The organism is uncultured Corynebacterium sp., assembly GCF_902489365.1.
In the GTDB taxonomy this organism is placed as follows: Bacteria; Actinomycetota; Actinomycetes; order Mycobacteriales; family Mycobacteriaceae; genus Corynebacterium.
Genome location: NZ_CABTZR010000019.1, coordinates 1 through 26,887, shown reverse-complemented (window position 1 = coordinate 26,887; position 26,887 = coordinate 1). Strand labels below are relative to the sequence as shown.

General features: G+C 60.3%; 28 protein-coding genes. 12 read left to right on the top strand and 16 right to left on the bottom strand.

Annotation, left to right across the window (positions count from 1 at the left end; all coding sequences use genetic code 11):
* The first annotated feature begins 3 nt into the window (after window positions 1–3).
* The 7 genes from rnpA to RDN59_RS04620 are packed head-to-tail and all read left to right on the top strand — an operon-like array spanning window position 4 to window position 4,793.
* Window positions 4–372: a ribonuclease P protein component gene (gene rnpA, locus RDN59_RS04650; protein WP_046648702.1), complete on the top strand. Its 369-nt coding sequence runs from the start codon at window positions 4–6 to the stop codon at window positions 370–372.
* Entirely contained in the window at window positions 360–638 is a 279-nt protein-coding gene (yidD, locus tag RDN59_RS04645; protein WP_308606832.1) for a membrane protein insertion efficiency factor YidD, read from the top strand. The genes rnpA and yidD overlap by 13 nt, the downstream gene beginning before the upstream one ends.
* A gap of 9 nt (window positions 639–647) precedes the next feature.
* Window positions 648–1,637 (top strand): membrane protein insertase YidC, encoded by a 990-nt coding sequence (yidC, locus tag RDN59_RS04640; RefSeq protein ID WP_158381876.1) that lies wholly within the window; start codon window positions 648–650, stop codon window positions 1,635–1,637.
* A gap of 23 nt (window positions 1,638–1,660) precedes the next feature.
* The gene (gene rsmG / locus RDN59_RS04635; protein ID WP_049155644.1) at window positions 1,661–2,290 is read left to right on the top strand and encodes a 16S rRNA (guanine(527)-N(7))-methyltransferase RsmG; all 630 of its coding nucleotides are present in this window, start codon (window positions 1,661–1,663) and stop codon (window positions 2,288–2,290) included.
* 10 nt (window positions 2,291–2,300) lie between these two features.
* Window positions 2,301–3,149 carry a ParA family protein gene (locus RDN59_RS04630; RefSeq protein ID WP_308606831.1) on the top strand — a complete coding sequence of 283 codons (849 nt, stop codon included), beginning with the start codon at window positions 2,301–2,303 and terminating at the stop codon, window positions 3,147–3,149.
* A gap of 6 nt (window positions 3,150–3,155) precedes the next feature.
* Window positions 3,156–4,211, top strand: coding sequence for a ParB/RepB/Spo0J family partition protein (locus tag RDN59_RS04625; protein WP_308606830.1), 1,056 nt, complete (start codon window positions 3,156–3,158; stop codon window positions 4,209–4,211).
* Window positions 4,212–4,217: 6 nt separating this feature from the next.
* Window positions 4,218–4,793, top strand: a complete 576-nt coding sequence (locus RDN59_RS04620) for a hypothetical protein (RefSeq protein ID WP_308606829.1) — start codon at window positions 4,218–4,220, stop codon at window positions 4,791–4,793.
* 23 nt (window positions 4,794–4,816) lie between these two features.
* Here RDN59_RS04620 and RDN59_RS04615 read toward each other — a convergent pair whose 3' ends face one another.
* The 11 genes from RDN59_RS04615 to RDN59_RS04565 all read right to left on the bottom strand — a co-directional run bounded on the left by RDN59_RS04615 (window position 4,817) and on the right by RDN59_RS04565 (window position 20,614).
* Window positions 4,817–6,001 (bottom strand): N-acetylmuramoyl-L-alanine amidase, encoded by a 1,185-nt coding sequence (locus RDN59_RS04615; RefSeq protein WP_308606828.1) that lies wholly within the window; start codon window positions 5,999–6,001, stop codon window positions 4,817–4,819.
* Between the two features lie 65 nt (window positions 6,002–6,066).
* Window positions 6,067–6,390: a thioredoxin gene (gene trxA / locus RDN59_RS04610; protein WP_158381882.1), complete on the bottom strand. Its 324-nt coding sequence runs from the start codon at window positions 6,388–6,390 to the stop codon at window positions 6,067–6,069.
* Between the two features lie 7 nt (window positions 6,391–6,397).
* Window positions 6,398–7,324 (bottom strand): thioredoxin-disulfide reductase, encoded by a 927-nt coding sequence (trxB, locus tag RDN59_RS04605; RefSeq protein WP_308606827.1) that lies wholly within the window; start codon window positions 7,322–7,324, stop codon window positions 6,398–6,400.
* Between the two features lie 54 nt (window positions 7,325–7,378).
* A complete protein-coding gene (locus tag RDN59_RS04600) occupies window positions 7,379–7,921 on the bottom strand; it encodes a sigma-70 family RNA polymerase sigma factor (RefSeq protein WP_308606826.1) in 543 nt (180 codons plus the stop codon).
* A 152-nt stretch (window positions 7,922–8,073) separates the two neighbouring features.
* Window positions 8,074–10,584, bottom strand: coding sequence for an aminopeptidase N (pepN, locus tag RDN59_RS04595; protein WP_308606824.1), 2,511 nt, complete (start codon window positions 10,582–10,584; stop codon window positions 8,074–8,076).
* A 43-nt stretch (window positions 10,585–10,627) separates the two neighbouring features.
* Window positions 10,628–12,442: an ATP-binding protein gene (locus tag RDN59_RS04590; protein WP_308606823.1), complete on the bottom strand. Its 1,815-nt coding sequence runs from the start codon at window positions 12,440–12,442 to the stop codon at window positions 10,628–10,630.
* Window positions 12,443–12,610: 168 nt separating this feature from the next.
* Window positions 12,611–13,144, bottom strand: a complete 534-nt coding sequence (locus RDN59_RS04585) for a YceI family protein (RefSeq protein ID WP_308606822.1) — start codon at window positions 13,142–13,144, stop codon at window positions 12,611–12,613.
* A gap of 359 nt (window positions 13,145–13,503) precedes the next feature.
* Window positions 13,504–14,448, bottom strand: coding sequence for a hypothetical protein (locus RDN59_RS04580; RefSeq protein WP_308606821.1), 945 nt, complete (start codon window positions 14,446–14,448; stop codon window positions 13,504–13,506).
* Between the two features lie 174 nt (window positions 14,449–14,622).
* The gene (gene murJ / locus RDN59_RS04575; RefSeq protein WP_308606820.1) at window positions 14,623–17,865 is read right to left on the bottom strand and encodes a murein biosynthesis integral membrane protein MurJ; all 3,243 of its coding nucleotides are present in this window, start codon (window positions 17,863–17,865) and stop codon (window positions 14,623–14,625) included.
* A gap of 8 nt (window positions 17,866–17,873) precedes the next feature.
* The gene (locus RDN59_RS04570; protein ID WP_308606818.1) at window positions 17,874–20,015 is read right to left on the bottom strand and encodes a hypothetical protein; all 2,142 of its coding nucleotides are present in this window, start codon (window positions 20,013–20,015) and stop codon (window positions 17,874–17,876) included.
* Window positions 20,012–20,614 carry an NUDIX hydrolase gene (locus tag RDN59_RS04565; RefSeq protein ID WP_070681703.1) on the bottom strand — a complete coding sequence of 201 codons (603 nt, stop codon included), beginning with the start codon at window positions 20,612–20,614 and terminating at the stop codon, window positions 20,012–20,014. The genes RDN59_RS04570 and RDN59_RS04565 overlap by 4 nt, the downstream gene beginning before the upstream one ends.
* 28 nt (window positions 20,615–20,642) lie before the next feature.
* Between RDN59_RS04565 and RDN59_RS04560 the strand changes: the two genes are divergently transcribed.
* The 4 genes from RDN59_RS04560 to RDN59_RS04545 are packed head-to-tail and all read left to right on the top strand — an operon-like array spanning window position 20,643 to window position 23,747.
* Window positions 20,643–22,076: a CCA tRNA nucleotidyltransferase gene (locus RDN59_RS04560; protein ID WP_308606816.1), complete on the top strand. Its 1,434-nt coding sequence runs from the start codon at window positions 20,643–20,645 to the stop codon at window positions 22,074–22,076.
* Window positions 22,077–22,078: 2 nt separating this feature from the next.
* Complete coding sequence (locus RDN59_RS04555; RefSeq protein WP_070821446.1) at window positions 22,079–22,678, top strand: YqgE/AlgH family protein; 600 nt, start codon at window positions 22,079–22,081, stop codon at window positions 22,676–22,678.
* A 35-nt stretch (window positions 22,679–22,713) separates the two neighbouring features.
* Entirely contained in the window at window positions 22,714–23,430 is a 717-nt protein-coding gene (locus tag RDN59_RS04550) for an AzlC family ABC transporter permease (protein WP_308606815.1), read from the top strand.
* On the top strand, window positions 23,415–23,747 hold the full coding sequence (locus tag RDN59_RS04545; protein WP_308606814.1) for an AzlD domain-containing protein: 333 nt from the start codon (window positions 23,415–23,417) through the stop codon (window positions 23,745–23,747). The genes RDN59_RS04550 and RDN59_RS04545 overlap by 16 nt, the downstream gene beginning before the upstream one ends.
* Before the next feature lie 10 nt (window positions 23,748–23,757).
* Here the strand turns inward: RDN59_RS04545 and RDN59_RS04540 are convergent, their stop codons facing one another.
* The 5 genes from RDN59_RS04540 to RDN59_RS04520 all read right to left on the bottom strand — a co-directional run bounded on the left by RDN59_RS04540 (window position 23,758) and on the right by RDN59_RS04520 (window position 26,455).
* The gene (locus RDN59_RS04540; RefSeq protein ID WP_308606813.1) at window positions 23,758–24,066 is read right to left on the bottom strand and encodes a hypothetical protein; all 309 of its coding nucleotides are present in this window, start codon (window positions 24,064–24,066) and stop codon (window positions 23,758–23,760) included.
* Window positions 24,067–24,072: 6 nt separating this feature from the next.
* On the bottom strand, window positions 24,073–25,032 hold the full coding sequence (locus tag RDN59_RS04535; RefSeq protein WP_308606812.1) for a bile acid:sodium symporter family protein: 960 nt from the start codon (window positions 25,030–25,032) through the stop codon (window positions 24,073–24,075).
* Between the two features lie 75 nt (window positions 25,033–25,107).
* Window positions 25,108–25,479: a Rieske 2Fe-2S domain-containing protein gene (locus RDN59_RS04530; RefSeq protein ID WP_158381893.1), complete on the bottom strand. Its 372-nt coding sequence runs from the start codon at window positions 25,477–25,479 to the stop codon at window positions 25,108–25,110.
* 51 nt (window positions 25,480–25,530) lie between these two features.
* Window positions 25,531–25,761 carry a hypothetical protein gene (locus RDN59_RS04525; protein WP_308606811.1) on the bottom strand — a complete coding sequence of 77 codons (231 nt, stop codon included), beginning with the start codon at window positions 25,759–25,761 and terminating at the stop codon, window positions 25,531–25,533.
* Window positions 25,762–25,990: 229 nt separating this feature from the next.
* Window positions 25,991–26,455 carry an SdpI family protein gene (locus RDN59_RS04520; protein ID WP_308606810.1) on the bottom strand — a complete coding sequence of 155 codons (465 nt, stop codon included), beginning with the start codon at window positions 26,453–26,455 and terminating at the stop codon, window positions 25,991–25,993.
* 156 nt (window positions 26,456–26,611) lie between these two features.
* Between RDN59_RS04520 and RDN59_RS04515 the strand changes: the two genes are divergently transcribed.
* Window positions 26,612–26,887, top strand: a 276-nt coding sequence (locus RDN59_RS04515) for a cation:dicarboxylate symporter family transporter (protein ID WP_308606808.1), incomplete at its 3' end; no start/stop codon positions are given.

Below are 26,887 nucleotides of genomic sequence, written 5' to 3'. Positions count from 1 at the left end.
TTCATGCTTCCAGCCCAGCACAAGCTCACGTCCCCGAGGCAGTTTCGGCGGACCATCAAGGGCGGGCGCCGGGCGGGCACGCGCACTGCCGTCGTGCATTTGCGCTTTAATGACGGTGAAGACGACATCGCGGCCACTGGGCCGCGGTTCGGCCTCATTGTGTCGAAAGCCGTCGGGAATGCCGTGGTTCGCCACCGCACCTCCCGGCGGCTTCGTCATGTGTGCATGTCGCTCATGCGCGATGGAGTCAACGGGAAAGCTTTACCCGCCAATGTCGACATCGTTATCCGTGCGCTGCCTGCCAGCAGTGAGGCCACCAGCCAGCGTCTTGAGCGTGATATCCGCAAAGCGTTAAGCACATGGGATATCTGAACTCCCAAGGCCACGAGATCCCCGAAGCCCGTGGGTTCGGCAGGGTCTTGGTTTACTGGGTGCGCTTCTACCAAAAGCATGTGTCAGGCCTTAAGATGGTCTCCACCTGTCGTTTTGAACCGACGTGCAGTGCCTATGCCCTCGAGGCCATCTCCATCCATGGAGCCGTCAAGGGAACGGGCATGGCGCTTGCCAGGTTATGCAAGTGCGGTCCCTGGCACCCGGGCGGGTTTGATCCGGTACCGACCAAACAACAACTGAGGTAAATAACTCTCGTGCTTAATTTCATCTATTGGCCAATTTCAGCCGTCTTGTGGTTCTGGCATTGGCTCTTGAGCTTCGTTCTTGATTCCGCATGGGGCGGAACCTGGATCATCGCCATCGTCCTGCTGACGTGGACGCTCAAGGCCATCATGGTCAAGCCGACCATCACCCAGCTGCGCTCTTCACGCAAGATGCAGGAGATCCAGCCGCAAATCCAAGAACTGCGCACCAAGTACGCCAATGACCAGACCAAGGCGGCGCAGGAGATGCAGCGCATCTACAAGGAAGCTGGCGTTCGCCCCGTGGCGGGCTGCCTGCCCATGTTCGCGCAGATCCCCATGTTCATTGGTCTCTTCCACGTGCTGCGTTCCTTCGACCGCACCGTGGCCGTCGCCGGTGGCATCGGACACCCAGCCGGTGAGGCGATGTCGGAGGAAATGAACGCCTCCATCGCCAACTACATTTTCGAGCCCGAGCTGGTAAAGCAATTCGTGGATGCGAAGATCTTCGGTGTGCCACTGGTGGCCAACCTGCGTCTGAACTCCGGTCTAGAGATCGTTAAGGAAACCACCACTGCCCAAGCGGCCGTTATTATCGTGCCGCTCATTGCCATCATTGCGACGCTTACGCACTTCAATGCCCGCATGTCGCTCAACCGCCAGGAGGCGCGTCGCGCCGCCGGCAAGACCGCCACCCCGCAGGGCCAGAATGCAGAGATGATGCAGCAGCAGATGGCCATGATGAACAAGATGATGCTGTGGTTTATGCCGGCGATGCTGGTCTTCTCCGGCTTCATCTGGCCCATCGGTCTGCTCTTTTACATGCTGGCCAACACCGTGTGGACCTTCTTCCAGACCCGTATCGTCTACGCCAAGATGGACCGCGAGGAAGAAGAAGAGGCAGCCGCTAAGGCTGAGCTCAAGCGCACGTCCGCGCCGAAGCCGGGTGCACGCAAGAAGGACAATCGCTCCAAGAAGCAGCGCCGTAAGAACAATAACTAGAAATTAACCCAGGAGTTTTCACAGTGACTGAATCTGTGTCCGACACTGTGCCACTGGACCCGTCTGACGTCTTCGGATCGCGTCTGCCGCTCGCGCAGAAATACCACGATTCGCTGGCGACGGACGGGTCCACCCGTGGTTTTATAGGCCCCCGCGAGGTCCCGCGCCTGTGGGAGCGCCATCTTATTAACTGTGCTGTGGTCGCGGAGGTAATGCCGCAGGGCGCCACGCTTATCGACGTCGGCAGTGGCGCCGGTCTGCCCGGCATCCCGCTCGCTATCGCGCGCCCTGATCTGAAGATCACTCTCATCGAGCCTTTGCTCAAGCGCTCGACCTACCTCAACGAGGTCGTCGACCTACTGGGGCTGGACAACGTCACTGTCATCCGCGGCCGCGCCGAGGAAGGTCCGGTGAAGAAGGCCGTCCAGGGCGCAGACATCGTGACCTCCCGCGCCGTGGCCCCGCTGGGCAAACTGGCCAAGTGGTCCCTGCCGCTGGTGCGTAAAGGCGGCGAGATGATCGCTCTCAAGGGCTCCTCAGTGCATGAGGAGCTGGAGCGCGACGCTGCGGATATCAAGCGCGCCGGTGGCGGAAAAGCCGAGGTCATGACCATCCACGGCACCACGATTATTCGTGTCCCGCGCGTGAACTAAAGTAGACGGCATGACTCATCCTCGTCTTATCACCATCGCGAACCAGAAGGGTGGCGTGGGTAAAACCACCTCCGCCGTCAACCTTGCCGCCGCGCTCGCTGAGGCCGGTAAGAAGGTCCTGGTGATCGACTTGGACCCGCAGGGCAACGCCTCTACCGCGGTAGGCGCGGAGCATACCTCCGGTACCAAATCCAGCTATGAGGTTTTGTTGGGTGATTGCAGCGCGGACGAAGCAATGCAGCACTGCCCCGACGATGAGAACCTCTACTGCATTCCTGCCACCATTGATCTGGCCGGCGCTGAGATCGAAATGGTTTCGCTGGTTCGCCGCGAATTCCGCCTTTACGATGCCCTCCACAATGGTTTTTTGGAGGAGCACGGTTTCGAGTACGTGTTCATTGACTGCCCGCCTTCATTGGGCCTGCTCACCATCAATGCGATGACGTGTGCAGAAGAAGTTATTATTCCCATCCAGTGCGAGTACTACGCGCTGGAGGGCGTGGGCCAGTTGTTGGGAAATATTTCCATGATTCGGGAACACCTTAACGAGGACCTCCACATCTCCGGCGTGCTGCTCACCATGTTTGATGCTCGCACCAAGCTGGCTGAGCAGGTGGCCAACGAGGTGCGTGAGCAATTCGGCGCCGTCGTTTTGGGCAACGTCATCCCGCGTTCTGTGCGCGTTTCGGAGGCGCCGGGCTATGGTAAGACGGTTATCGCTTATGACCCGTCGTCGACAGGCGCTCGCGCCTACTCCGCCGCCGCGCGCGAGTTGGATAAGCGTGGGGACTACACGCCACACCCCACCACGGGTGCCATCGGCGTGAGCCCAGAGATTTTCGCGGAATTGGAAGGATAGGACACCGTGGCAGATAAGAAGGCAGACCAGAAGCCGGAGCAGCGCCAAGGCGGCCTGGGCAAGGGACTGGCCGCGCTCATTCCGTCTGGCCCGGGTGCGCCGTCCCGCAAGCCGCGTCTCGGGGATTCGGCGGCTGACATTATCCTCGGCGCATCCGCCGGCACTCCTAAGGATGGTGGCACGAAAAGGGTGCAGGGTGCGCCGACCATCCAGCAGTCCACTGGCTCGAAGAAGCGCCAGGCGAAACCTTCGGTGATTGGGGCGACGTACCGCGAGATTTCCGTCGGGGACATCATGCCCAACCCGAAGCAGCCACGTTCTGTCTTCGACGAGGATGAGCTAGCGGAGCTGGTCCACTCCATCAAGGAGTTTGGCCTGCTGCAACCGGTCGTTGTACGCCCCGCTGAGGAGGGCGGCTTCGAGCTCATCATGGGTGAGCGCCGCTGGCGCGCCTCCTCCAAGGCGGGCCTGGCCACCATCCCGGCCATTGTGCGCGATACCAAGGATGATGACCTCCTGCGGGACGCGCTTTTGGAGAACATCCACCGCGTGCAACTCAACCCGCTGGAAGAGGCTCACGCCTATCAGCAGCTGCTGGAAGAATTCGGCGTGACCCAGAACGAATTGGCTGATCGCATCGGCCGCTCCCGCCCGCAGGTCACCAACATGATTCGCTTGCTCAAGCTGCCGGTCAATGTGCAGAAGCGCGTTGCCGCGGGCACTTTGTCCGGTGGCCATGCCCGCGCGCTGCTAGGCCTGCCGGATGCCGAGGCCATGGAGCTCATTGCCAACCGCATTGTGGCCGAGGGCCTGTCTGTGCGCGCCACGGAGGAAGCTGTCACCCTGTACAAGCGTGACGGTAAGCCGGCCGAGCCGACGAAGAAGCCTGCCGCCCCACAGGCGCAGTTCTTCACCGATTCCGCTGAACGTCTGGCAGATCGCTTCGACACCAAGGTCACCGTCACCATGGGCAAGCGCAAGGGCAAGATGGTCGTCGAATTCGGTGATCAGGAAGACTTTGAGCGTATTCTGGCCCTCATTGAGGGCAAGGAAAGCAGCTAGCTGACCATGCTCGTTCAGGCCGTCAAGGAAGGTGTTGCCATCAACCCCTTGGCGGCCCGATCCATCTTCTGGGAGCTGAAGACCACGGTGGCTGATCCGGCCTTCGAGAAGGAAGCATGGATCAGCGCCACGCTGCTGCGCTGTGGCGAGTGCGGTTTTACCGTGGGCGATGAAGCCACTGTGTTCTTCTGCCCGCCCGATCTTGCCCCCGGTGCCGCGAAGCTGCCCACCTCCCCCGTCTCGGAGGACGCCGTGCTGGTGTCTTCCCTGTTCGTGAAGTCGCATCGCGCGGCGAAGGGCTTGGAGGCGGTGCTTCTCGATGCCACCATTATGCACCTCACCTCCCGCGAAGCCAGCGCCGTTGAGGCCTTTGGCTTCCGCGATGCCCGCGCTGCCGAAGATCTTTTGCGGGACAAGCCCGGCCGTATTGGCCTATTACCGGTAGAAACGCTGGAGTCTGCAGGTTTCAGGGTGGAGCGTGATCACCCTATTACGCCGCGCCTGCGCCTCGAGCTGCCGCCGGCATTTGATCTGCTGACGGCTGCCGCGGTGGAGGATCTCCTCGCCCGCGCCTTGGCCTAGATACAGGATGGTCCCTAAGCCCGTTAGGAAGAGCGCTCTGCGCGCAGGAGCTCGTCGAAGCGGTAGGTGCCGGTGACGGCGGTGTCGTCGTCGAGGAGGTAGAGGCGCTTGACGGAGACAACGATGGCCTCGGCGATGTCATCGCGGCATTCCGGGTTAGTCAAAATCGCCACGTCCTTCGGGCTGGTCAGGTAGCCCAGAACCACCTGCACCACCGGCATCTGCGTCAGGCGCAGCAGCGCCCACGTGCGGCCGTGGTTGCGGCAATTACCCAGCTCGGTGCGGGCAACGATCTCTCGCTGGATGAAGCCGGAGAGCGTTTCACCAATGAGCGAGGAGTTACCGGACTCAGAACCGAAGTAGAAGGTGGCCACGCCATTGGCCTTCTCCGTGGGGTATTCGTCGCAGGCGAGCGAAATGACCAGGTCAGCGCCAAAGGCATTGGCAATGTCGGCGCGATCATGGATGGAGGGATCATCGGTACGCGGGCGGGAGATGATGGTCTCCATGCCCGCGGCGATCATCCGGCCGGCAACGCGCTCGGCGAGATCCCAGAGGATCTCTTCCTCCGTGATATCGCCATAGCGGCCCTTGACCGTACGGCCCTTGTTGAAGCCGCCGAGGCTGGGGTCAATCACCACGCGCTTGCCCGCCAACTTGGGCCCCGCGTTGCGCACGCGCTCACGCTCTTGGATATTGTGCGCTGATCCGCCAGTGATGCGCCGACCCAAGAGGTTCAATGCGTTGATGGTCTCTGGGCCACAAATTCCGTCACTGCGCAGGCCGGAGTTCAGTTGGTATTCCGCTAGCGCCGCGTAGGTGCGGGCGCCGAAATGGCCATCGATGCGTTCCTGGTAGAAGCCGAGTTCCTGGAGCTGTTGCTGCAGCTGGGATACATCATCACCCACCTGCACGTTGCCCGGCTCATAAGCCAGCACGCGCGCGCCTAAGGTGTAGGAAGCCTGACGCAGCTCACGCAAAGTAAGGTCATCAATATCACCGCTGGGCACGATGCCGCGGGATTGCTGGAAGGCTTTGAGCACTTGCGCCAGCTCGTTATCAAAGTGCTTATCGGTTTCGGAGTACTTCTGCTTCTTCCAGTCGGACAACGTCCCCTGGTAGTCAGTCATCAGGCCGAGGCGGGCAAGGGTTGCGCGTGCTTCGGCGACCCGAACGCTCTGGTCACCTACACGTAAAACGCGGTTCACACCTACCCCTTTCGTGATCAAGGAGGCGCACCTTAGTGCGCCGTCAACGAGTTAAAGACTACCAGTTAGAGCTGCTTCTTTACCTGTGCCACGATGTCGGCCTTAGAACGCAGGCCAACGAACTCGTCGACCTTCTCGCCGTCCTTGAATATAAGCACGGAGGGGATGGACATGATCTGGAACATGGCGCCCAAGGTGCGTTCTTCATCCACGTTGACCTTGACCACGGAGACGTCATCGCCCAGCTCGTCGGCGACCTCTTCAAGGATCGGGGACAGCTTCTTGCACGGCCCACACCATTCGGCCCAGAAGTCCACGACGACTGGCTTGCCTGCCTCCACGACATCCGCGCGGAAGGAATCAGTAGTGACGTTTTTAATGTTGCTCATGTGATCACTAACGGTTCTCAGCGAGGAAATGTTCCGCATCAATGGCGGCGCGGCAGCCGGAGCCCGCGGCGGTGATGGCTTGCTGGTAGTGGTCATCTACCAAGTCACCACAGGCAAAGACACCTGGCAGCGAGGTCTTGGTGGAGGGCTGCTCCACCACCACGTAGCCAGCTTCGTCGGTCTCTACCTGGCCGTTGAGGAAGCCGGAGCGCGGGTCGTGGCCAATGGCCACGAACATGGCGGTCAGATCCAGCTCGCTGGTCTCACCAGTCAGCACGTTCTTGACCTCGAGGGCACCGACCTTGCCGTCCTTCTCCAGGACGCGCTCGACGGTGGTGTTGGTCAGCCACTTAATCTTTGGATTCTCCTTGGCGCGCTCCAGCATGATCTTGGAGGCGCGGAAGTTCTCCGAGCGGTGAATAATGGTGACGGTCTCGGCGAACTTGGTGAGGAAGGTGGCCTCCTCCATGGCGGAATCGCCGCCGCCGACGACGGCGATGTTGTGGCCCTTGAAGAAGAAGCCATCGCAGGTGGCGCAGGCGGACACGCCGCGTCCAGCGAGCTCGGATTCACCCGGAATGCCCAGGTAGCGCGGCGCTGCACCGGTGGCGAGGATGACGGTGCGGGCCTCAAAGACCTCGTCACCGACGTGCAGCTTCTTCACCTCGCCCTCGAGTTCGACGGAATCAACGACCTCCATGCGCAAGTCCGCACCGAAGCGGATGGCCTGGGCGCGCATTTCCTCCATGAGCTCCGGGCCCATGATGCCTTTTTGGAAGCCCGGGTAGTTCTCTACCTCGGTGGTGTTCATGAGTTCGCCACCGTATTCAAAGCCCTCGAAGACGATGGGATTGAGCTCGGCGCGTGCTGCGTAGAGCGCTGCGGTGTAGCCGGCGGGGCCGGAGCCGACGATGGCGACATCGTGAATAGTCACTAAAAACTCCCTTGAAACGATTCTTTTTAAGTAAGACTCAGATTCTACTCGCCCTCAGTCTATCGCCGCACGCAACACTTGCCGAGCCCGGGCTCGGCGCGACTTCACCGTGCCCGGCGCAACACCTTGCACCTTGGCCACGGTATCGATGGGATAGCCAGCCACGTCGGTGAGGTACAGCGCCTCGCGCTGGTCTTGGCGCAAGGTTTCCATCGCTTGAGCCACCGTGATGCGCTCCGCCAGCTTTTCGCTGGGGTTGTGCGCGAGTGCATAGTTGCGGTCATCCTCAATGATCTCCGCGTCCAGGGAAGCGTTCTCCCGGTTTGATCGATGGTTGAGGAAGTCATATCCGGAGTTCATCACCAGCCTGTGCAGCCACGTGCTCAGGGTGGCATCGTGCCGGTAGGAGGCCATGTTGCAGCTGGCCTTGAGCAGCGCCTCCTGCACGATGTCCTGCGCATCATCATCGTTGCGCGTATAGCGTCGCGCCATGGCGGTCAGGCGCGCGCGGTGCTTCTCGACGATTGCCGAAAAGGCCTTGGTATCTCCGCCAATGAAGGCGTCGACGAGTTCACGATCGGTCGGCTGTGCTGACACTAAGAATCCCCCCGGAAACTTGAGCAATGACACGTGGGTCAACACAGTCCCCGGCCGAAGCCGATGGTGTGTGATTGTCCCCCCGTTAATGTGTCTGCGAGTTTACGGGAAGATTCTTCTGTCCGCTACGCGAAGCTTCTACCGTGCCGTGCTTATTGCGCGGCACGGACGCGTTGCGCGCGACGCAGCGCATCCTGGCATTCCAACAGCACGCGGCGAAGTGCACGCGGACGTTCGCTGCTCAGCAATTCGCTGGTCGCGGCGTCGGCCATTGCGAGATCCGGGTAGAGGCCGCGCACCAAGCGGTTAGCAATTTCGATGGGGTGTTCCTCCCAGAGCTTCGCCAGAGAATCGAAATACTCCTGAGCAAAGGCCTCAGTGAGGTGGGCCGAGCGCGGCGCGTTAAACGCCGCGAGGAGGGAATCCACCTCCGCGTTAGAGTACTTGCCCGGCGTGCGCACGAGGTCGAAGACTTCGCGCTTGACCTCGGCAGATGGGAAGGCGTGGGAGGCGCCCAGGTAGGCAGCGGCACCGGTGAGGGTGTTATCGCGCTCCTTCTCCGCCTCCAGCTCCTCGGCGCTGACGGCATCGCGGGCGGCCAAGGCGCGGAGGATGGCCCAGCGGATGTCCGGGTCGAGGGCGAGGCCTTCCAGGGAGCCGTCGAGAAGCGCGCGCAGGCGCTGCGTGCCGGACTCCTCCGGGGTGGCCGCGAGGGCCTGGATGGCGGCGCGGGCGAAGGTGAGCTGCGCGTCGGAGCCCGCCGGTGCCTGCTGCAGCACCTCCCACAGGCGCTCGGCATAGTCGGCGCGAATCTCCTCGCGAGTCTCTTCGCCCACGAAGTGGTCGATGGCATAGCCTGCATTGGCAAAGGCCGTGGTCAGAAGCGTTGGGTTGGACTCCACCGGGGCGTGCTTCAGCACGGTGTCGAGGTAGGAGCGCACTGGCCATTCACCATCGCGGGTGAGGTTCCACAAGGAGGTCCAGATAACCGCGCGGGAAAGCTCATCCGGAACGTCAGATAGGCGCGTGCGGATGGTCTCCAGGGAGGTCTCGTCGAAGCGGACCTTGGCGTAGGTGTGGTCGGCGTCGTTCAGCAGCAGCAACGCAGGTGCCTGAAGCCCCGAAGCCTCGTCGAGGATGGTGCGCTCGCCCTCCAGATCGACGTCGAGGGTGGCGTACTTGTTCAGGGAGTTGTCGAACAGCGTCACGTCGAGGCGGTGCGGGCGCGTGGTGTCCTCGGCTTCGACCGCGATGGCGAGCTCGTGGATCTTATCGCCGTCCGCGTGTAACTCCGGGGTCAGCGTGTCTGGGCCCCAGGTGCGCAGCCAGGCTGTGGACCAGGCGTCGAGGTCGCGGTCGGTGTGCTTCTTCAGCGCCTTAAGGAGGTCCTCGAAGGTGGCGGCAGCAAAGGCGTGCTCCTGGAAGTAGTCGCGCGCACCGGCGTAGAAGTTTTCGCGGCCCACGTAGTGCACCAGCTGCTTAAGCACCGCAGCACCCTTGGCATACGTAATGCCGTCGAAGTTCTGGCGCGCGGCATCCACGTCCGGAATCTCCGCCTTGATTGGGTGCGTGGTGGGCAGCTGATCCTGCAGGTAGGCCCAGTTCTTGCGCTGGCCGGCGAAGTTGACCCAGGCCTCGGTGTACTCGGTGGCATGCACGGAGGAATCTGCGCCCATGAACTCCGCGAAGGACTCCTTGAGCCACAGGTCATCCCACCACTGCGGCGTGACCAGGTCCCCGAACCACATGTGCGACATCTCGTGCAGGATGGTATTCGTGCGCCCGGCATGCTGCGCGCGGGTGGCGGCGGAACGGAAGAGGTAATGCTCCGTAAAGGTCACCAGGCCGGGGTTCTCCATGGCGCCCAGGTTGTATTCCGGAACGAAGATGGAATCGTACTTGCCCCACGGGTAGGGGTAGCCGTAGTTGCTGTGGAAGAAGTCCATGCCCTGCGCGGTGACCTGCAGGATTTCATCATCCAGGTACTCCGCCATGGAGGCGCGGGCGAAGGCGCGCAGCTCCACGTCGAGGGAACCATCGGGTGCGGTCCAGGTGCTGTGCTTCTCGACGTACGGCCCCGCCGCAAACGCCGTCAAATACGTCGAGAGCAGCGGGGTCGGTGCAAAGTGCGCTACTTCCCCGCCCTCGGTCTTTTCGCGGCCAACCTCCGGCTGGTTGCTTAAGAGTTGCCAGCCTTCCGGGCCGGTGAGGTGTACCTCGTAGCTGGCTTTGAGATCCGGCTGGTCAAAGCAGGGGAAGATGCGGCGGGCGTCGGATGGCTCGAGGTGCGAGTAGAGGTAGGTTGTGTCATCGGCTTGGTCGTGCATGCGGTGCAGGCCTTGGCCGGTGCGGGAGTAATAGGAGGAGCCGGTGATCTCCACGGTGAGCTCCTCCCCTACTGGGAGATCCCGCAGGTAGACCCGTCCGCCGTCGAAGGTGTTTTCCACCTCTTCGCCGTTGACGCGCACTGAGTGCACGGCCTTGCCCAGGTAATCCACGAAGGTCTCGGGCTCGGTGGTGGTGAAGCTCATGCGCGAGGTGACCTCGTAAGAGTCGGCGTCGGTGGGCGCGCTCGTGACGTCGAGGTGCAGCTCGTAGGTGCTCAGGCGCAGCGCGGCGCTGCGGGCGGAAGCTTCTGTATGGGTGAGGTTTGCGGTAGTCATGCGCTACATCTTAAACTCCGCTGCGGTGCGTATCACAGGGCGGTCAGGAAAGAACCCACCGCGTGTTGGGCCCGCGCTGTGGGCCATCAGGATCGATGCGCGCTTGCCCTATAGTCCGCAGGTGGCGCAGTATTCCCGTGACAATTGCCCGGTCTACTCCCAGTTCTTCGGCGACTTCGCGCGTGGTCAGTTCAGCTCCTTCTTTGAGTTGAGCCAGGATCCAATCCTGAACGGACGTTGCTGCAATGTGTCCTTCTATGTGAAGCCCCATCAGTGATCGGGCTTTGGTGGTAAGTATCCACTCTCGCGCTTCCCGTAGTTGTTCTACGAAACCGAGGCTCTCATACCACCGAAGGGTATCCGCAGCCTGATCTTCGCTGACTTGCATGAGTTGGGCAGCAGTGTGGCACAGCAGGATCTGGTTGTCCATAAGGTGACGGGCAATGATGAGACCGTTGACGCTGTCGAAAGGCTCAACGCCGAAAGCACCTTTGAGTTCGGTCAAGGCCTTAACAAACGCAGTGTCAACGCGCCCAGAGGACAAAATAACTTCGACGAAGGATTCCTCGGCGCGAAGCTCCGGAATATGGCGACCACTCGACAGCATGGATGCCCACATGCGGTCGAATCCACGGGAGGATTCCTCTGCTAACCCGAGCATCCTTAACGCCGTCATAAGGCGGGGATTTCGGGGAATTGATTGTGTTGTGAGAACTCGATCGCGTTGTACACCTGTGGGAAGACCACCGGGTGACCATACAGAGAAGGCTATAGGAGATTGGTCGATGACTACTGCAGCCGATGCGTCCCAGTCGCGATGGGCTAAGGCATTGGAGACGAGCTCGTCGACAGCGGTGTCTGGGAAAGCCTTAATCGATACTTCTTGACCCGTGGCAAGGGCGATGCGCTCCACTTCTTGCTGGGCATTGACTCGAATTAGCTCTTTCAACCGTAAGTATGTGGTGATGAGGGGTGCAGAGATTTCCGTTGTTCTCGGCTCACCGCCAGGTACAAGACGGAGGAGATGCCGAACTGTAACCTGCTGGGATACCGGAGGCATGAAGAGGATTTCGGCCGCGTATGTGGGGTTTTGTGAGCCATCGAGCAGCCCTAGTTCCCCTAAAAGTTCGCGGGCAGTTGCGGGAACAGGTTCTTGGGAACCGGACATCGCCCTCGCTTGGGCTAGGAGGTGTCGGGCCTGATCGACGGCCGTCATATCGAGTTCCTCAAGTCCTCGCCGGGAGGGGTGAGAGGTGTAATCCGGGTTGGCGCGTTCAAAAAAGAGTGCGCGGCGTTGATGCTCGGTGAGTGGTACGCAGCGAGTGCCAACTCGCTTGCTTGCCTGTCCCTTTGGGCGCTGATACAGCGTGATGCCACGGGGAACGCGCAAAACAATCAGCCGGGCTTCACACCACTCCAGCTCATCTGCTTCGACGTGGATGTTGGGTTGTGTTCCTTCGAAGATCTTTCTTATGAGCCAGTCCAATTCGCGCTGGGTGCCTGTAAATGCCTCTGGTCCAGACTTCTTGTCTGCGACTCCAAGCACAATGAAAGCGTTCCCGTTATCGGCATTGGAAAAGCACACGGCTTCATCGATGAGGAATTCAATAAGGGATGCGTCTGGGTTTCGATTTCGCGGGTGGACGGCGGGATCCTCTTTAAAATCGAGAATTTCGGATTCTAGGCTATCGGCGGTTGCGCCGGCTTCGATCGAGCGCAGTGCCTGGATGATGAAGTCGAGTTCGTCCTCTCTCATGGCCTCGTAGTGTAGCAGAGTTGTTTCAAACAACTCCGCAACAACTAATAAACAACTATTGACTAATATGGCAGCTTCTGACGCAGAATCATTCTTAAACATGCAGTACAGAGTGTTGTTCAAGTTGTTTGGGAGTTGTTTCAGAGTTGTTTATTACTCCATTGATGTGCCTCTAGTTGTTAAAAAGTTGTTGCCCGCAGTACCGCGATCTGGGCACTATGGGCAACAACTAAAAACTACTTCTCAAGGCGAGGTATCGTGCTTGATGGCTTACTGCTTGATGGCAGAAACCTCGAGCTCAATCTTGATGTACTCGGAGACCAGTACGCCGCCGGTCTTCAGCGGGGCGTTGAAGTCAATGCCGAAGTCGGTGCGGTTAATAGAGGTCTTGGCCTCGAAGCCCAGGCGGGTGTTGCCGAAGGGATCCTCGGCCACGCCCGTCTCCTCTACCTTGAAGTCAACGGACTTGGTGGTGCCCTTGATGGTGAGGTCACCGGTGACCATGCCCTCGCCTGCCTCGTTCACGTCGAACTTGGTTGCGGTGAAGGTCATCTCCGGGAACTTCTCAACGTCGAAGAAGTCCTCGTTCTTCACGTGCGCATCGCGGTCAGCGTTGTTGGTATCGATGGACGCCGTCTTCACCGTGGCGGTAGCTGCGGACTCGTTAGTGTTCTCTCCCACCTTCAGGGTGCCCTCGAACTCGGTGAAGTTGCCACGCACCTTGGTGATCATGGCGTGGCGGGCGACGAAGCCGATGGTGGTGTGTGCTGGGTCCAGTGCGTAGGTTCCTGCAGTGATAGTCATGGATTCCTCGTTTCTTCTTCTAGCTTTTCTCTAGAATGTTGATGTGACAACAATAATTGTACGATCCTTCTCTTATCTGTCAAGGGAAGAAATCGCAAGAACAATAAAGCCCCAGACCAGATACCTGCAGCTTTGGTGGGGAGGTTCTGCTTATTTACTAGAAGAAGGTCAATCTTCTTGAGAAAGAGCCCTCTTTCTCATCACCCAATCAATCCGGAACCAAATGCAGAACAAGATTAGGCCTATTGTTGCTCTAGGAACGGTACCTAGGTCAAAAACAATCCCGAGAAGCAGCCCTAGAAGTATCAATGAAATGAAAAATGCAGCCCACGAAACCTGTGAATTGTATTTCTTGGTTTTTATTTTCCGCATTCATGTTCCCCCACTGGGTGAGGACGAGTTCCTCCAACGTAGGGTACAATCTTGAGTTGATAGCAGGTGTGAGGATCGTATTGAGGGATAGCCTTAATCGCTTCAACAATATCAAGTACGTTCGGGCCGGCTACTGCGCAAACCCCTCCCAAAACTAGCCGGACTTTGGTAGGGAGTTTTGAGAGCATGCAGCCACTGAGAAAAGCTCCATTAACACCGATGGTAGCCATGCCCTGAAGTGCTCTTAACTCATCCCCCCAAGCGTTTAGATATGCACCTTTACCATAAGAAATTCGTGGATCAGCTAGAACCTCTTCGCTAGAGCTAGAGCGATCGATCTTTTGTACAATCTTACCGCTGTCAATCTCGTACCACGTAGGTACCTTTTCTCCATTCTGGTCTACGGCCCACGGCTCTTCTAGATAAGCGGCATATGTAATATTTCCTCCTGTTTGGAGCGCTGTTTGAAACGTAACTTCCCCTGAAGGAGTTACCTTCGCTTCCACTCCTGGGGGAAGCTGCAATTCCCATTCAGTCGAGGACTCTTCCTTCGGAATAAGGGCGTATGCGGCGGCTCCGTCCTCTGTATCTCGGTAGATGATATCGGAGTTTGCAACCCAGTTATCCCCACCTTTGTTTGATTCGATAGCTTCGGAAAGTGCAATTCCTGCAGATAGTTGAGCTTCGCCTTGACCTTCTCCCAGGGGGAAGACGATTCCCTCTTTAGAAATCTGTTCGCTCTTGTTCTCGGTTTCAGTTGCTTGATCGCCAAAAGTGCTTCGCGTTGCGGTCCGTTGTTCTTGTTCAATATTTAGAATCCAATCTATGTTGTGATTGGTTTTGGTGTCTGTTTGGGCTACGGCAGTGGGAGGGAAAGCTGCAGAAACAGCGATTATTGCAGACAATGTGAGGCTCGTTATATGGATATTCATAAACAGTTTTTCCTTGGGTGTGACACATCTTTGACGAGTTTGATTCATTCACTCGATTTGTTTCCTATAGTGAACGAATAAACCCTTAGGATATTAGTTTTTATTACGGAAGTGTTGAGTGTCACCCCATAAAGGGGTAATTATGAGCCAGTCCCCTTAAATCCATTGCGTGGGTTAGTTAGTCGGGATACCCACCAGGGTGGCCTCCTTCAGCGTGACGGAACCGGACTTGGGCATGTCGGTGAAGAGGATGAGGGCGCCGTCGAAGGCCACGGGTTTCTCCTTCAGCTCGATGTCTTGGCGTGCGCTGGTCAGGGTGCCGTGCGCGAGTTCGGTGAGCGTGCCGGATTCCGGATCCGTGGGATCGAAATCCTCGGTCTTGACGCCGTAGACCACGTATTTCGCGCCGATGGAGTCCTTCTGTTCCAGCGGTAGCACGTGCAGCTGCGTGGGCTTGTCAATGCTGAGCAGAAGTCCGGATTCTGCGTCCTTCGTGGTCCACTCGCCGGTGATCTCCTTGCCCTCCGGAACGGAGGTGCTCTTTACGTCTTTAAACAGAACCGGCGGCACGTTGGGGAACGTGGTTTCGTTGGAGGCTTCGCTCTTGGTGACCACCGGAGAGGTCTGTTCATCGGCGACCTGAGAAAGAATCCACACGCTCAGCGCGGCCATCGCCACGACGAAGAGCGTGGCCAGCGCGCCTAGGACGATGATGCCGGAGCCTGAGTAGCCGCGGCCGCCGAAGCCCGGTGCGGGGCTCGGGTCCTCCTTGCGCGGGGTCTCCTCCACCGGTACCTGGAGGGTTTCCTCGCCGTCCCCGCCGTCGCCGGCGAAGGCCGCCAAGCGGTGGGCGATGTCCTCGAGGTCGGAGTCTTGGCCCTCCTCGGCGTCGGCGGCGATCTCCTGCAGTACCTCCGGTGTTGGGCTGGTGGAGTCCACCAGGAGAGAGATGGCGGAGGCCAGCGCCGAGCGGTCAGTCTCCTCATCGTTGCTGTGCAACACCGCGGGGAAGGCCAGGGTGGCAATGCCCTCAGTAGAGATGCGGATGCGGTTGCGGTTCTCAATGCCCAGCACGAGGCCCGCCGCGTGGGCGGCAGCCGTGGTGCGCACCAGCGGGACCAAGGCGTGGGCCACGGCGCGCGGATCGAGGTCCTCATCCTCCGACACCGTCTTCAGGGAGGTGCCCTCCACCCAGTCCGCCACGACGAGGCAGCCCTGGCGGTAAGACAGGATGTCGATGTTTTCCGCCACGGCATCCAGTTCCATCTCCGCCAGGCGGCGCGTGGCGCGGGAGACCTCCGCGGAGCGGCGGGCGGCGACTGCCGGGGTGGCCGGAGCCATGGGTGCCTCGCCCGTGGTGTCCACGAATGTCAAAGACACGAGGCGGCCGGTGGCCTGCTCGCGAGCCTTCCAGAAGCGGGTACCCGCAGCGGAGCCGTAGTCTTTGAGGAGGCGGAAGCGACCATCGGAGACCGGGGCGCCAGGAACGAGGCGGGGTCCGCGCACGATACCGGCAGACATGGGCGGCGGTACCGGCGAAGAGTTGAAGGCGTCCACGCTGAAGATGGGCTGGAACTCCAGCTGCTCGGGTTCCTCGACCTCGATGGCCTCGGCATGCTCGATCTTGATGATGCGGGACATGCCCGGGATGCGCTGCAGCTGGCGGCCCAGGTTGATGACCTCCGGCAGGCCCGAGCGCGAGAGCACGACGCCGGTCACGATCACGAAGATGAGGCCCACGACGGCCAGCTTGAGCAGGTACACGAACGGCGGAACCTCGGCCGGGAGCACGAGGTTGATGCCGTAGTTGAAGGCGTAAGCAACGACTAGGCCCACGAGGGAGGCCAGCACTGACCAGATAGTCGTCGCGATAACCGCGCGGCCGCCCAGGCTGCCCAGCTTGCGCTTGAGCAGGAAGCCGCCGATCACCGCGCCGGCCACGAAGCCGAAGCCGTTGGCCGTACCGAGCAGGATGACCACGCGCTCCGGGGAGTCCGCCACGTGCGGTGCCAGGAGGGAAAGCACTACCTTGGTCAGCGTGATGCCGGCGATGATAAACGTCGGCGTCCACGCTTCCTCGCGGGCATAGAACACACGCAGGTGCAGCAGCACGAGGGCATACGGGATGAGGGTAAAGGCAGAGAAGCTCAGCGTGAGGCCGAGTACCTCGGCCGCCTTGGCGTTGAAGGCGCCGTATTGGAAGAGGCCGCGGGCAATCGGGATGCCGAAGCCCGTCATGAAAATGACGATGGGGATCAGAGCGATGAACGTCAGCTTCGTGCCCAGCGTGAGATCCCGGACCACGGCCTTGACGTCACCGTCCGCGGCGTTGCGGGACAGGCGCGGCATAATCGCGGTGAGCAGCGTGACGCCGATGACGCCATAGGGCACCTGCAGGAGAAGCCATGCCTGCTGGTAGATAAACGGCGCGTCTTTGTCCGCATGGGCCGCCACGCGGGAGGTGATGACGTAACCCAGCTGGGAAATCGCCACATAGGCCACGATGGCCATGGCCATGCCGCCGAACTGCTTGAGGCGGTCATCCAAGCCCCAGAGCGGCTTGAGGTTAATGCCCGCCTTCTTGAGGTACGGGAACAAGATGAGGCATTGCACCACCACGCCCGCCGTGGTGCCAAGCGCCAAGAGCAGCACGTGCCCGTCCGTGATCGGCGAGGGTGCATCGGGATGCAGACTGCCCGGCACCAGCTGATAGGCCACGAGCACCGTAATCGAGATGATGTTATTGACCACCGGTGCCCACGCGCCTGGCCCGAAGATGTTCTTGGTGTTGAGCACCGCTTGGAAGAGCGCGAAGAGCCCGTAGAAGAAGATCTGCGGCAGCAGCAGGTAGGCAAAGGAGGTGGCCTGCACGGCATTGACCTCGCCGTCTTCCGGCAACATCATGCGCGTTAACTGTGGGGCAAAAATACAGGAAAGCACCGTGATCGTGGCCAACAGGGAGAAGGCCAGTGTGAAGAGGCGCCGGACAAAGTCCTCGCCGCGGTCGGCGTCCTCCTTCTCCGCGCGCACGAGCACGGGTACGACGAGCGAGGTCAGCACCGCACCCAGCACGATCTCCGTGATGAGGTTGGGCAGCTGGTTCGCCGTGGTGAAAGCGGAGGAAATGGCCGGGCCCAGCGAAGAGCCAATGAGCACGTTGCGGATGAATCCCGTGATGCGGGAAATCATCGTCGCGACGGCCATCGAACCGGTGGCGCGCACAACGGCGCGGTCGGAGTTATCCTCGCCGGAGGGCTCACTCGAGGCGGAGGCGGCCTTGCCCTTCAGTCCTGAGCGGTCCTCGAGTTCGTCGTCGACAGCAACGACGCCGCTCGGCGCGCGCTTTTCCGGTACTGGCGCCGGCGGCGAGGGCGTGACAATGCGTCGACGGGCACCAGACTTAGGTTCATGTGTCATTGAGAAAACTATCCGTGAGACTTCTTTTTCTTCCGCTTACCCAGACGGAACAGGGCAGCTAGGACGAGGGCGAGCGCGGCGATTGCGCCGACTCCATAGACGCTAACGATACCGGCACGCGTCTGCACCGTGATATCGATTGGATCCGAAATGAGGTGTTCAGATGGTGTTGCAAGCCACAGGCGCAGCGACATCTGGTCAACGTTGCTGGGCAGGTCAGCGGTCATGGACACGGTAATAGATCCCTTGGCCGGGATGTGAATCAAGTCCTGCGTGTTCAACGTGGCGCCGTCGGGGGCGTCGTAGGCTAGGTGGGCGTCGACAGGCAGCGGCAGGCCGTTCTCCGCCACGATGAGCAGCGGGGATGACTCTGAGACGCGGGTGTAGACGTTGCCTGGTGGGATGAGGGAGACGGAGGCGCGGAGCTCACGCAGCATATCCGCGTTCTTCTCCAGCCGCGTGCGGCTCTGCTTCACCGAGGGCGTAAAGCCATGCAGGCTGGAGCGGTCGGTAGCGCTCAGCGCCGTGAGCAGATCGCGGCGCAGGGGTGCCGTGAAGTCGTAGCGCGTCATGGCGATGCCCGGATCGTTGACCATGATGGACATCAGTTCGTCGGTATAGCGCGCTTGCTGTGTCACCTGCGTGATTTCGGCGTCGTGAAAGGCCGCGGGATCCGGGTAGGGGCTGCCGGGAGTACCGCTGCCCTCCCCCACGTCTAGCGCGGTGACGGGGCGCGGCTGCAGGCGCCCAGAATCGAGGAGCCTCTGCGCGGTCTCCATCACCGCGCGCGCGGCGGCAGGGTCTTGGTAATTCGGCAGCTTGGCCACGGTCTCCTCTTGCGCAGACGCCACGCTTATCGACGCTCCCGCCGTCAGCGCCCGCGCCTGCTCGGAATCCATGGAAAAGTCATAGCGCAGCTCCGGGTTGGAGTACCCGGTGGTCTGCGGCTTCGAACCGGTCTGGGCCAACAGCGCGCCGAGGGAGGCATCAAAGGTGGCGGCCTCGCCCGCCCACTCGGAATTATCCGCCACCAACAACGGGACGGGCACTGCATGTTCGCTCGTTCCAGAGGCCGGCGCGGTCAGCTTGGTGCTGAGCGGTGCACCGAGAACGCGCTCGATGGTGGCCGCGCCCTGCTCGAAGGCTTCGTGGGTGAGCCACTCGTTGCCCACGTGGGCAACGGCGTCGGTGTCCGCGTTGGCCCATGGCATGAGCATGCGGCAGTCCACCTTTTTCAGTTTTTCCAGCCACGCGGCGGCATCCCGGGAACCCGTGCCCGGTTCACCGCGATCGGAATCGGACTGGGTGAACCAGGAATCGCGCAGGCGAGTGGGGCGTTTGGCAATGGAGGGGCGGGTTTCGTTGACGGTGTAGCCGGCGGACATGCGGTCGGCGGCGTCGACAAGCGCAGGGTCCAACGCCACGCAGCCGGAGCCGTGCAGATCATGCTCCAGGTAGGCATCGAGCAACTGATCGAGGCGCCCGCCCGGGGAAAGCTGCTCTGCCAGCTGCTCGCTTTCTAAAATGAGCTCCTCACCTCCGGTATCACCTGGGACCACGTCAACGTTGGCGGTGATGGGATAGACCAGGGAAAAGGAATGCTCACCCTCCTCTTCGGCATCCGGCTCTTCTCCCTGGAAGTCCACAATCGTCCGCTCTTCCGCGAAACTGGTCGCTTGGCCGTCGCGGGTGCCGGTCAAGGTAAACAGGAGTGGGTACGCGCCGGGCTCCGTGATGGCCAGGGTCGAGTCCTCACCCAGGGCGGTCGGCACCGTCACGGTGATGTCGCGGCTCTCCCCCGGTTGGAGCGCCCCTGCGCCGAGCGAGGCCCCGTAATAAGGAAAAGATCCCGCGGCCAGCTCCTGGCGGGCCTGTGTTGTGGAGGCCACGGCATCGCTGCGGCGGGAGGTGATCTGAAGATCATCAACGGCGCCGTCTGTCGGGTTGTGGATGCGCAGTTGGACTTCGAGCCTCTCCCCTACCCGCGCCTCCGTGGCGCTAAGCAGGCTCAGCTCCAGCTCATCGGGACCGCGGGAGCCGAGCCAATAGTGGGAGTCGGTGATCCCAGTGTCGGGGTTTTGTGCCTGGGCCACCGGGACGGTGCAGCTCACCGCCAAGACCGCGATGGCCGCCGCTGCGCGCCAGCTCACCGCGGGGTCGCCTTTCCTTCGGCAGCTTCCTTTCGCGCGAGATCCGGAAGAAGGTCGTGGGCGATGCGCGCCAGCTTGCGCTCGTCGGCATAGGCCAAGTGCTCGATGAGCTCGGAGACCGGAATCCAGGACACCTCCGTGACCTCCGGGTCCTCGTCGTTCATGATGCCATCGACAAAACGCAGCAAATGGTGGTGCACGGTCTTGTGAATGCGCACTCCATCGGAGACGAACCAATAATCAATCATGCCCAGGTCCGCGAAGACCTCGCCGTGGATGCCAGTTTCCTCCCAGACTTCGCGCTCGGCGGTGAGCTCCTTAGCCTCGCCGTTTTCCACGTGCCCCTTCGGCATGGACCACAGCAGGCGTCCGCGGCGGTCCAGCCTGCCGATGAGCGCCACGTAGATCTGGGACAGATCTACATTCCCGTTGTCGTCGACGGCCTCTGCCAATCCGGACACGACGAGTCCGCCCGCGGACGTCTCATCCCGCGTGGTCATGCGGTTGGTGGACGTGCGCTGGGGGCGTCCCGTGCGGTGGTTCCGGTGGCCCGCGCCCCGCCGGCGGCGGCGCTTGGACCCTGGCGTGTTCTTAGTCATCCCTGCTAATCGTAGTAGACTTCGATCCGTGAATTTTCAGGACACTCAGCTAATCGGCGTTCTCGCCCGCGCGGACGCCACCGTCGCCCGGCTCAGTGGCCTCTTAAGCGGCCTGGTGGAACGTTTTGCGCTTCACGACGCCCCCCTCTACCTCGTCGGCGGCTCTGTCCGCGATGCGCTGCTCGGCCGTCTGGGCAACGATCTCGACTTCACCACCCCGGCTCGGCCCGACGTGGTCTATTCCATTCTCGAAGAGTGGGCGGAGACCGTGTGGGATACCGGCATTGACTTCGGTACGGTCTCGGCGGCTTATAAGGGCCAGCAGATTGAGATCACCACCTTCCGCTCTGATAGCTACGACGGTGATTCCCGCAACCCCGAGGTCGTGTACGGCGACACCCTCGAGGGCGATCTCGTGCGCCGCGATTTCAAGGTCAATGCCATGGCCATCGAGCTGCGCCCAGACGGCACCCGCGAATTCCACGATCCGATGGGCGGACTCGAGGATCTAGCGAACCGCATCCTCGATACCCCAGATGCGCCGGAGATTTCCTTCCACGATGATCCCCTGCGCATGCTCCGCGCGGCGCGGTTTGCGGCGCAGTTGGAGTTTGACGTCGCCCAGCGCGTGCGCGATGCCATGACCAACATGGCGGGCGAAATCCAGCGCATCACCGTGGAGCGCGTGCAGGTCGAGCTCAATAAACTGATCTGCGGCACTGCGCCGTGGAAGGGCATTGACCTGCTCGTTGACTCCGGTATTGCGGATTATGTTTTTCCGGAGATCCCGGCGTTGCGCATGGCTCCCGACGAGCACGCGCAGCACAAGGACGTGTATGCGCACTCGCTGACCGTACTGCGCCAGGCAATGGAACAGGAAGAAGATGGCCCTGACCTGATTCTGCGCTGGGCGGCACTGCTCCATGACATCGGCAAGCCGGATACCCGCGACACCACCGACGGCAAGGTCAGCTTCCATCACCATGAGGTGGTGGGCGCGAAGCTCACCCGTAAGCGCCTACGTAAGTTGAAGTTCCCCAAGGCCACGACCGAGGATATCGGCCAGCTGGTCTACCTGCACATGCGCTTTCATGGATTCGGGGATGGCCAGTGGACCGATTCCGCTGTGCGCCGCTACGTCACCGATGCCGGTGATCTCCTTCCGCGCCTGCACAAGCTCGTTCGCGCTGACTGCACCACCCGCAACGAACGCAAGGCCCGCCGCCTGCAGCGCACCTACGATCAGTTGGAGGAGCGCATCGCGGATATCGCCGCCAAGGAGGATCTTGCACGCGTGCGCCCGGATCTCGATGGCAACGAGATCATGGAGATCCTCGGCCTTGAGCCCGGCCCCGAAGTGGGCCAGGCCTGGTCCTACCTCAAGGAGCTCCGCTTGGAAGAGGGGCCCCTCAAGCGCGAAGTGGCTATTGCGAAGCTGCGCGAGTGGTGGAATTCTAGATAGGGATGTACGCAGACAGACTTTTCAACGCCCTCGAGCGCAACGATCCGGCCCCCGGCCAGCTCCTTGTGGCGGCGCCCGACACTCTCACGCCCCACTACAACCGTTCCGTCATTCTCATCACGGAGCAGCACGCCGGGCGCACGTATGGCGTGGATCTAACCAACCGCTCCGAGGTCGCCCTCTTCAACGTCATGCCGGAATGGGTACCCGTGGCGGCCAAGCCGCAGGCCCTCTACATCGGCGGCCCGCACAACCAGCAGGCGGCCATTGGTGTGGCGCTGACCCGCCAGGGCGTGGACATTGAGAAACAGCCTTCGCTGAACCGCCTCGCCCCGCGCGTGGCGCTCGTCGATCTGCGCGTGAGCCCGGAGGACGTCGCCGATCTGGTGGAGGGCATGCGCTTTTTCGCCGGTTTCTTTGAGTGGGGCCCGGGCGAGCTGGATGAGGAAATCGATCGCGGCGAGTGGTACGTGGCCCCCGCCCTGCCCCAGGACGTGGTCTCCTCTGGCTCAACCGATACGTGGTCGGACGTGATGCGTCGCCAAGCCATGCCCCTGCCGCTGTTTGCGACCTTCCCGCGCTACATCGATGAAGATAATTAGAGCTCTTTACTTCTCCCTGCGCTAACATCTCTGCCATGCGCGCGGAGATCATCAAGGCTATACGGACTTGCATGCCCATCGCCGTGGGGGTGGTGCCGCTGGGCCTCGCTTTCGGCGTGCTCATGGTCCAGACCGGCTTCGACTGGTGGTGGACCCCAGTCTTCTCCATCGTTATTTACGCTGGCTCGATGGAGTTTCTTGCTATTTCCATGGTGACCGGCGGTGTGACGCCCGCCGTCGCCGCGCTCACGGGTTTCATGGTCAACTTCCGGCACATCTTTTATGGATTGACCTTCCCGCGCGATCAGATTTCGGGGCGCCTCGGCCGCGCCTATTCCACGTACGCGCTTACCGACGAATCCTATGCCGTCCTCTCCGCCTTTCCCCGAGACTCTCGCCCAAGCGGCGCCTTCGTCTTCACGGTGCAGCTGTACTGCCAAGTGCTGTGGGTCGGTTCCGGCATCGTCGGCGCGGTGGCCGGTCAGGCAATCCCGCTTTCTGTGAAGGGACTGGAGTTTGCCCTCGTCGCGCTGTTCATCGTCCTTGCCATCGATTCTTTCCAGAACAACAAGGATTTCTCGCTTCCCCTGTCCGCGGCGGCCCTGGGAATCCTCGCGGGCTTTGTATTTCCCGAGCAGCTGCTCATGGTGGCGTTGAGTGCTTATTTCTTGCTCTTGGTGGTGCGTTACCTCTCTCCGCGTATCGACAACGCGCTGATTTTGCGGAGGGAGGCGCCATGCCAGCTGGAGTAACACTGGCCAGCATCTTCGCCGTGTTGATCCCCGTTGGGATTGTGACTGTCGTACTGCGTTGGCTTCCCTTCGCCTTCGTGAAGGCCCTGAAGGGAAGCCAGTTCATCAGCATGCTCGGGTTCACCATGCCGGTCGGTGTAATGGCGGTTCTGGTGGTCTATACCTTATTCGGCCAAGCCCGCGATACGGGAATTATTGTTGCTCCCCTCGTAGCCGCCGCTGTGACCGCCGCGTTGCACCTGTGGCGCCGCAATTCTGGCCTTTCCATCTTCGGCGGGACGGCCTTCTATATGGTGCTGGTGAATCTCGTTTATTAGCGCGGATGCGCTAAAAGTCGCCGAATAGCGCGATGGTCTCGGTCCACAGGGAGTGGAACTGGAAGGCGTCGATAAGCTCGGCGTCGATGTCGGGGAATGTGTCGTAGGTATCGGGGTGCGGCACTACTTGCTGTGGGATGTTGGCTTCACCCACCGAGGCGGTCGGCGTTGCGGCGCCGACGATGGCGTCATTCGGCGCGAGGGCAATCATGCGCAACATGGAGCAAGCCTCGTCGCTGATTTCCTCGAGTTCCGCGATGTGGATGGCGGTGCCGACCTCCGGGACAGTCATGGTGGTGCGAACGTAAAGCTTTTTCATGTGGTCTCACTCTACCCGCGAATAGCGAGCCGCCATAGACGCGCAGATCATCAATTGCACCTGGTGGTAGATCATGAGCGGGAGGATGAGAAGCCCCAAAGACGTGCCACCAGAGGCGAAGATCACCGAGGCCATGGGCAGGCCCGTGGCGAGGGACTTTTTCGAACCGCAGAACTGGATGGCAATGGTGTCCTCCCTGTCGAATCCCAGCTTGTTGCTCACGACCTTGGTGAGCAACAGCATGAAGAAGACGAATGCAGTAGAGAACACAACCTGGAACAGAATCTGCCATACGCTAATCGACGCCCAAATCCCGTCGACCATTCCCTTCGAAAAGGCCGCGTAAACAACCATCGCGATGGAGCCGCGATCCACTACTTTGGTGGCTTTGCTGGCTGCAACTTTTCCTACCCATTTTCTTGTTAATTGCCCGAGTATGAAAGGCAGAAGCAGAAGCACGGAAATCTCTAGGAAGACGGAGCTATCGATGTGGATGCCCTCGCCGGCCCCCATGAGGGTCATGACGAGTAACGGGGTGAGGACAACGCCGGCGAGGTTAGACACTGATGCGGAGACGATCGCCCCAGGAACGTTGCCGCGCGCGATGGACGTGAAGGCTACCGATGATTGGACCGTTGATGGAACAAGGGTGAGGTAAAGAATGCCCAGGTATAAGTCGGTTGGGATGAACGTCGTCAGCGGACGGAGTGCGAGACCGATGATCGGATATACCACGAAGGTAAAGACTAAAATGGTCAGATGGAGCTTCCAATGCTTGACGCCGTTGATTGCTTCGCGCGTTGACAGTCGAGCTCCGTAGAGAAAGAAGAGGAGGGCAATTGCGATGTTAGTGAAAACGTCGAAAGTATCCGCAAAGCTGCCTCGCGCGGGAAGGACGATGGCGACCGCAACAGCGCAGAGGATGAGAACAATGAGTGGGTCGAGTCTTTTGAGGCGCTCAAGCATATAACAGAGTGTAGACGCCCCTCACGGTTTCACGTGAAACATCTTTTCAGCCCCCAGAGTCCCGGGGGATGCTCTTTAGGCTGACACGTTCTTAATTGTTCCCCCGTCGTTCTCCACGCCGTACTCCGTGAGCGGTTTAGGGCTGGGACCTCCGGTCACTTCGCCGCTACCGAGGTCAAAACTAGAGTAGTGGCTGGTGCAGGTGGCGGTCATGCCCTCGATTTTCGTAATGAGGGATCCCTGGTGCGGGCAGGTTTGGGAGTAAGCTTTGAACTCCCCTTCCGTGGGTTGAGCAAAGATCACCTTGTCTACGATGATGGCTGATCCAACGGGAATATCCGTTGCGGCTATTTCTGCGGTAGGTTCTTTGCCGCAGGCGGCGAGATAGGCACCAGCGAACGTGGTGGCAGTACCGAGGAGGAAGAGGCGGCGGGAACACGTAGTCATGGTGCTTACTCTATCTGATCGGCGTGGTCCATAGTGTGCGGTATAGCGTTCTTAGCTGAGTTTGCCATCCCACACAGGTAACTCTTCTTCCCTACTGCCGCTGAAATCGTAGGATCCGTACGATGTGCCGACATCGCTATAGATGGTCCCCGGCGAAGCCACGTGGCGTCCGCCCCGACTATCGTGCGTGAAGGCAAAGGTTGCGCCAGCGCTCAGAACGCTAATGCTGAGTGCGGCTGCGGCGATGATACGGATTGCTCGAGTGTTAACGCTTTTCTTCATGTCATCTATAGTGCGCCTTAGGTTAAAGGTTGTCACGAGACGACGCCGGCTTCCCACGAAGTTGGCGTCCAGTTCCCAGTTTTCCCTCAGGCTGGGTTGGGTACACAAAGGGTCATTTCAATGATGAATGTGACCCATCATTGAAATGACCCTTTGGATAATTAAATTAGTGACGAAACGGGACCATTTTAGATATCACTGTAATTACGTCATGTTACGGTATTGATTTCTAGCGAGGATTGGCGTTATCGGCACGCTCTGCAGCAGCGCGGGCCGCGGAGACGTCGACAGTCGGTGCCTCTCCCCCGCACCCACCGTCGCCACAGTTGCAGGATTCACCGCAACCCTCATCCTCTTTGTGGGCCTTATCCCAGAGATACGCCGCGCGGGCGCCCAAATTGGAACCGACCGAGAGTGCGAGAACAGCTACGACGAACGTGAGTGCTGGAATCAGCCACATCCAACCCTCGGCCCGCAGCGCGATGATTCCGCCAAACACTAAAGCGACGCCGGCGAGGAACCAGAACGGTCCTGCAACGGCGTGGGCATTATCCCAAGCTTCCTTAGTCTTGCGGATCTCCGCGAGGCGCAAACCGACGACGCTATTACCCGGGAGCTTCCGGAGTGAGGCTAGGCCGCCGACGACGATAAGGATGGCGGCCACGATGAGGAAGATGATTCCGACTACGAGCATGCCCATAGTCTATCCCGCTCCATAGTTAGTGAGAAAGTCAGTTCAAATTATTCGCACGCTGCTGTAATATACATTTCGTGTCGCTTGGTAGATATTAAAGACTTTATTATCGAGCGAACTTATCAGCGTGGTAGCAACCATAGAAAAGACTCAATCATGACATTCAAGAGTGTTCTCAACTCTCTGTTGTTCAAGATTATCGTCGCGATAGTCTTGGGCATTATCGTTAGCCAGTTTGCCCCGGAATGGTTTGGCAGAGCTTTCGCAACCTATAATGGCCTGTTTTCAAACTTCCTCGGCTTCTTCATTCCAGTTCTTATCCTCGCTCTCGTGGCCCCGGCAATCGCAGGCCTTGGGCGCGGCGCGGGTAAGTGGTTGGGCATTACCGCCGGCGTTGCCTACGGTTCCACGATCGTGGCCGGGCTTATCGCG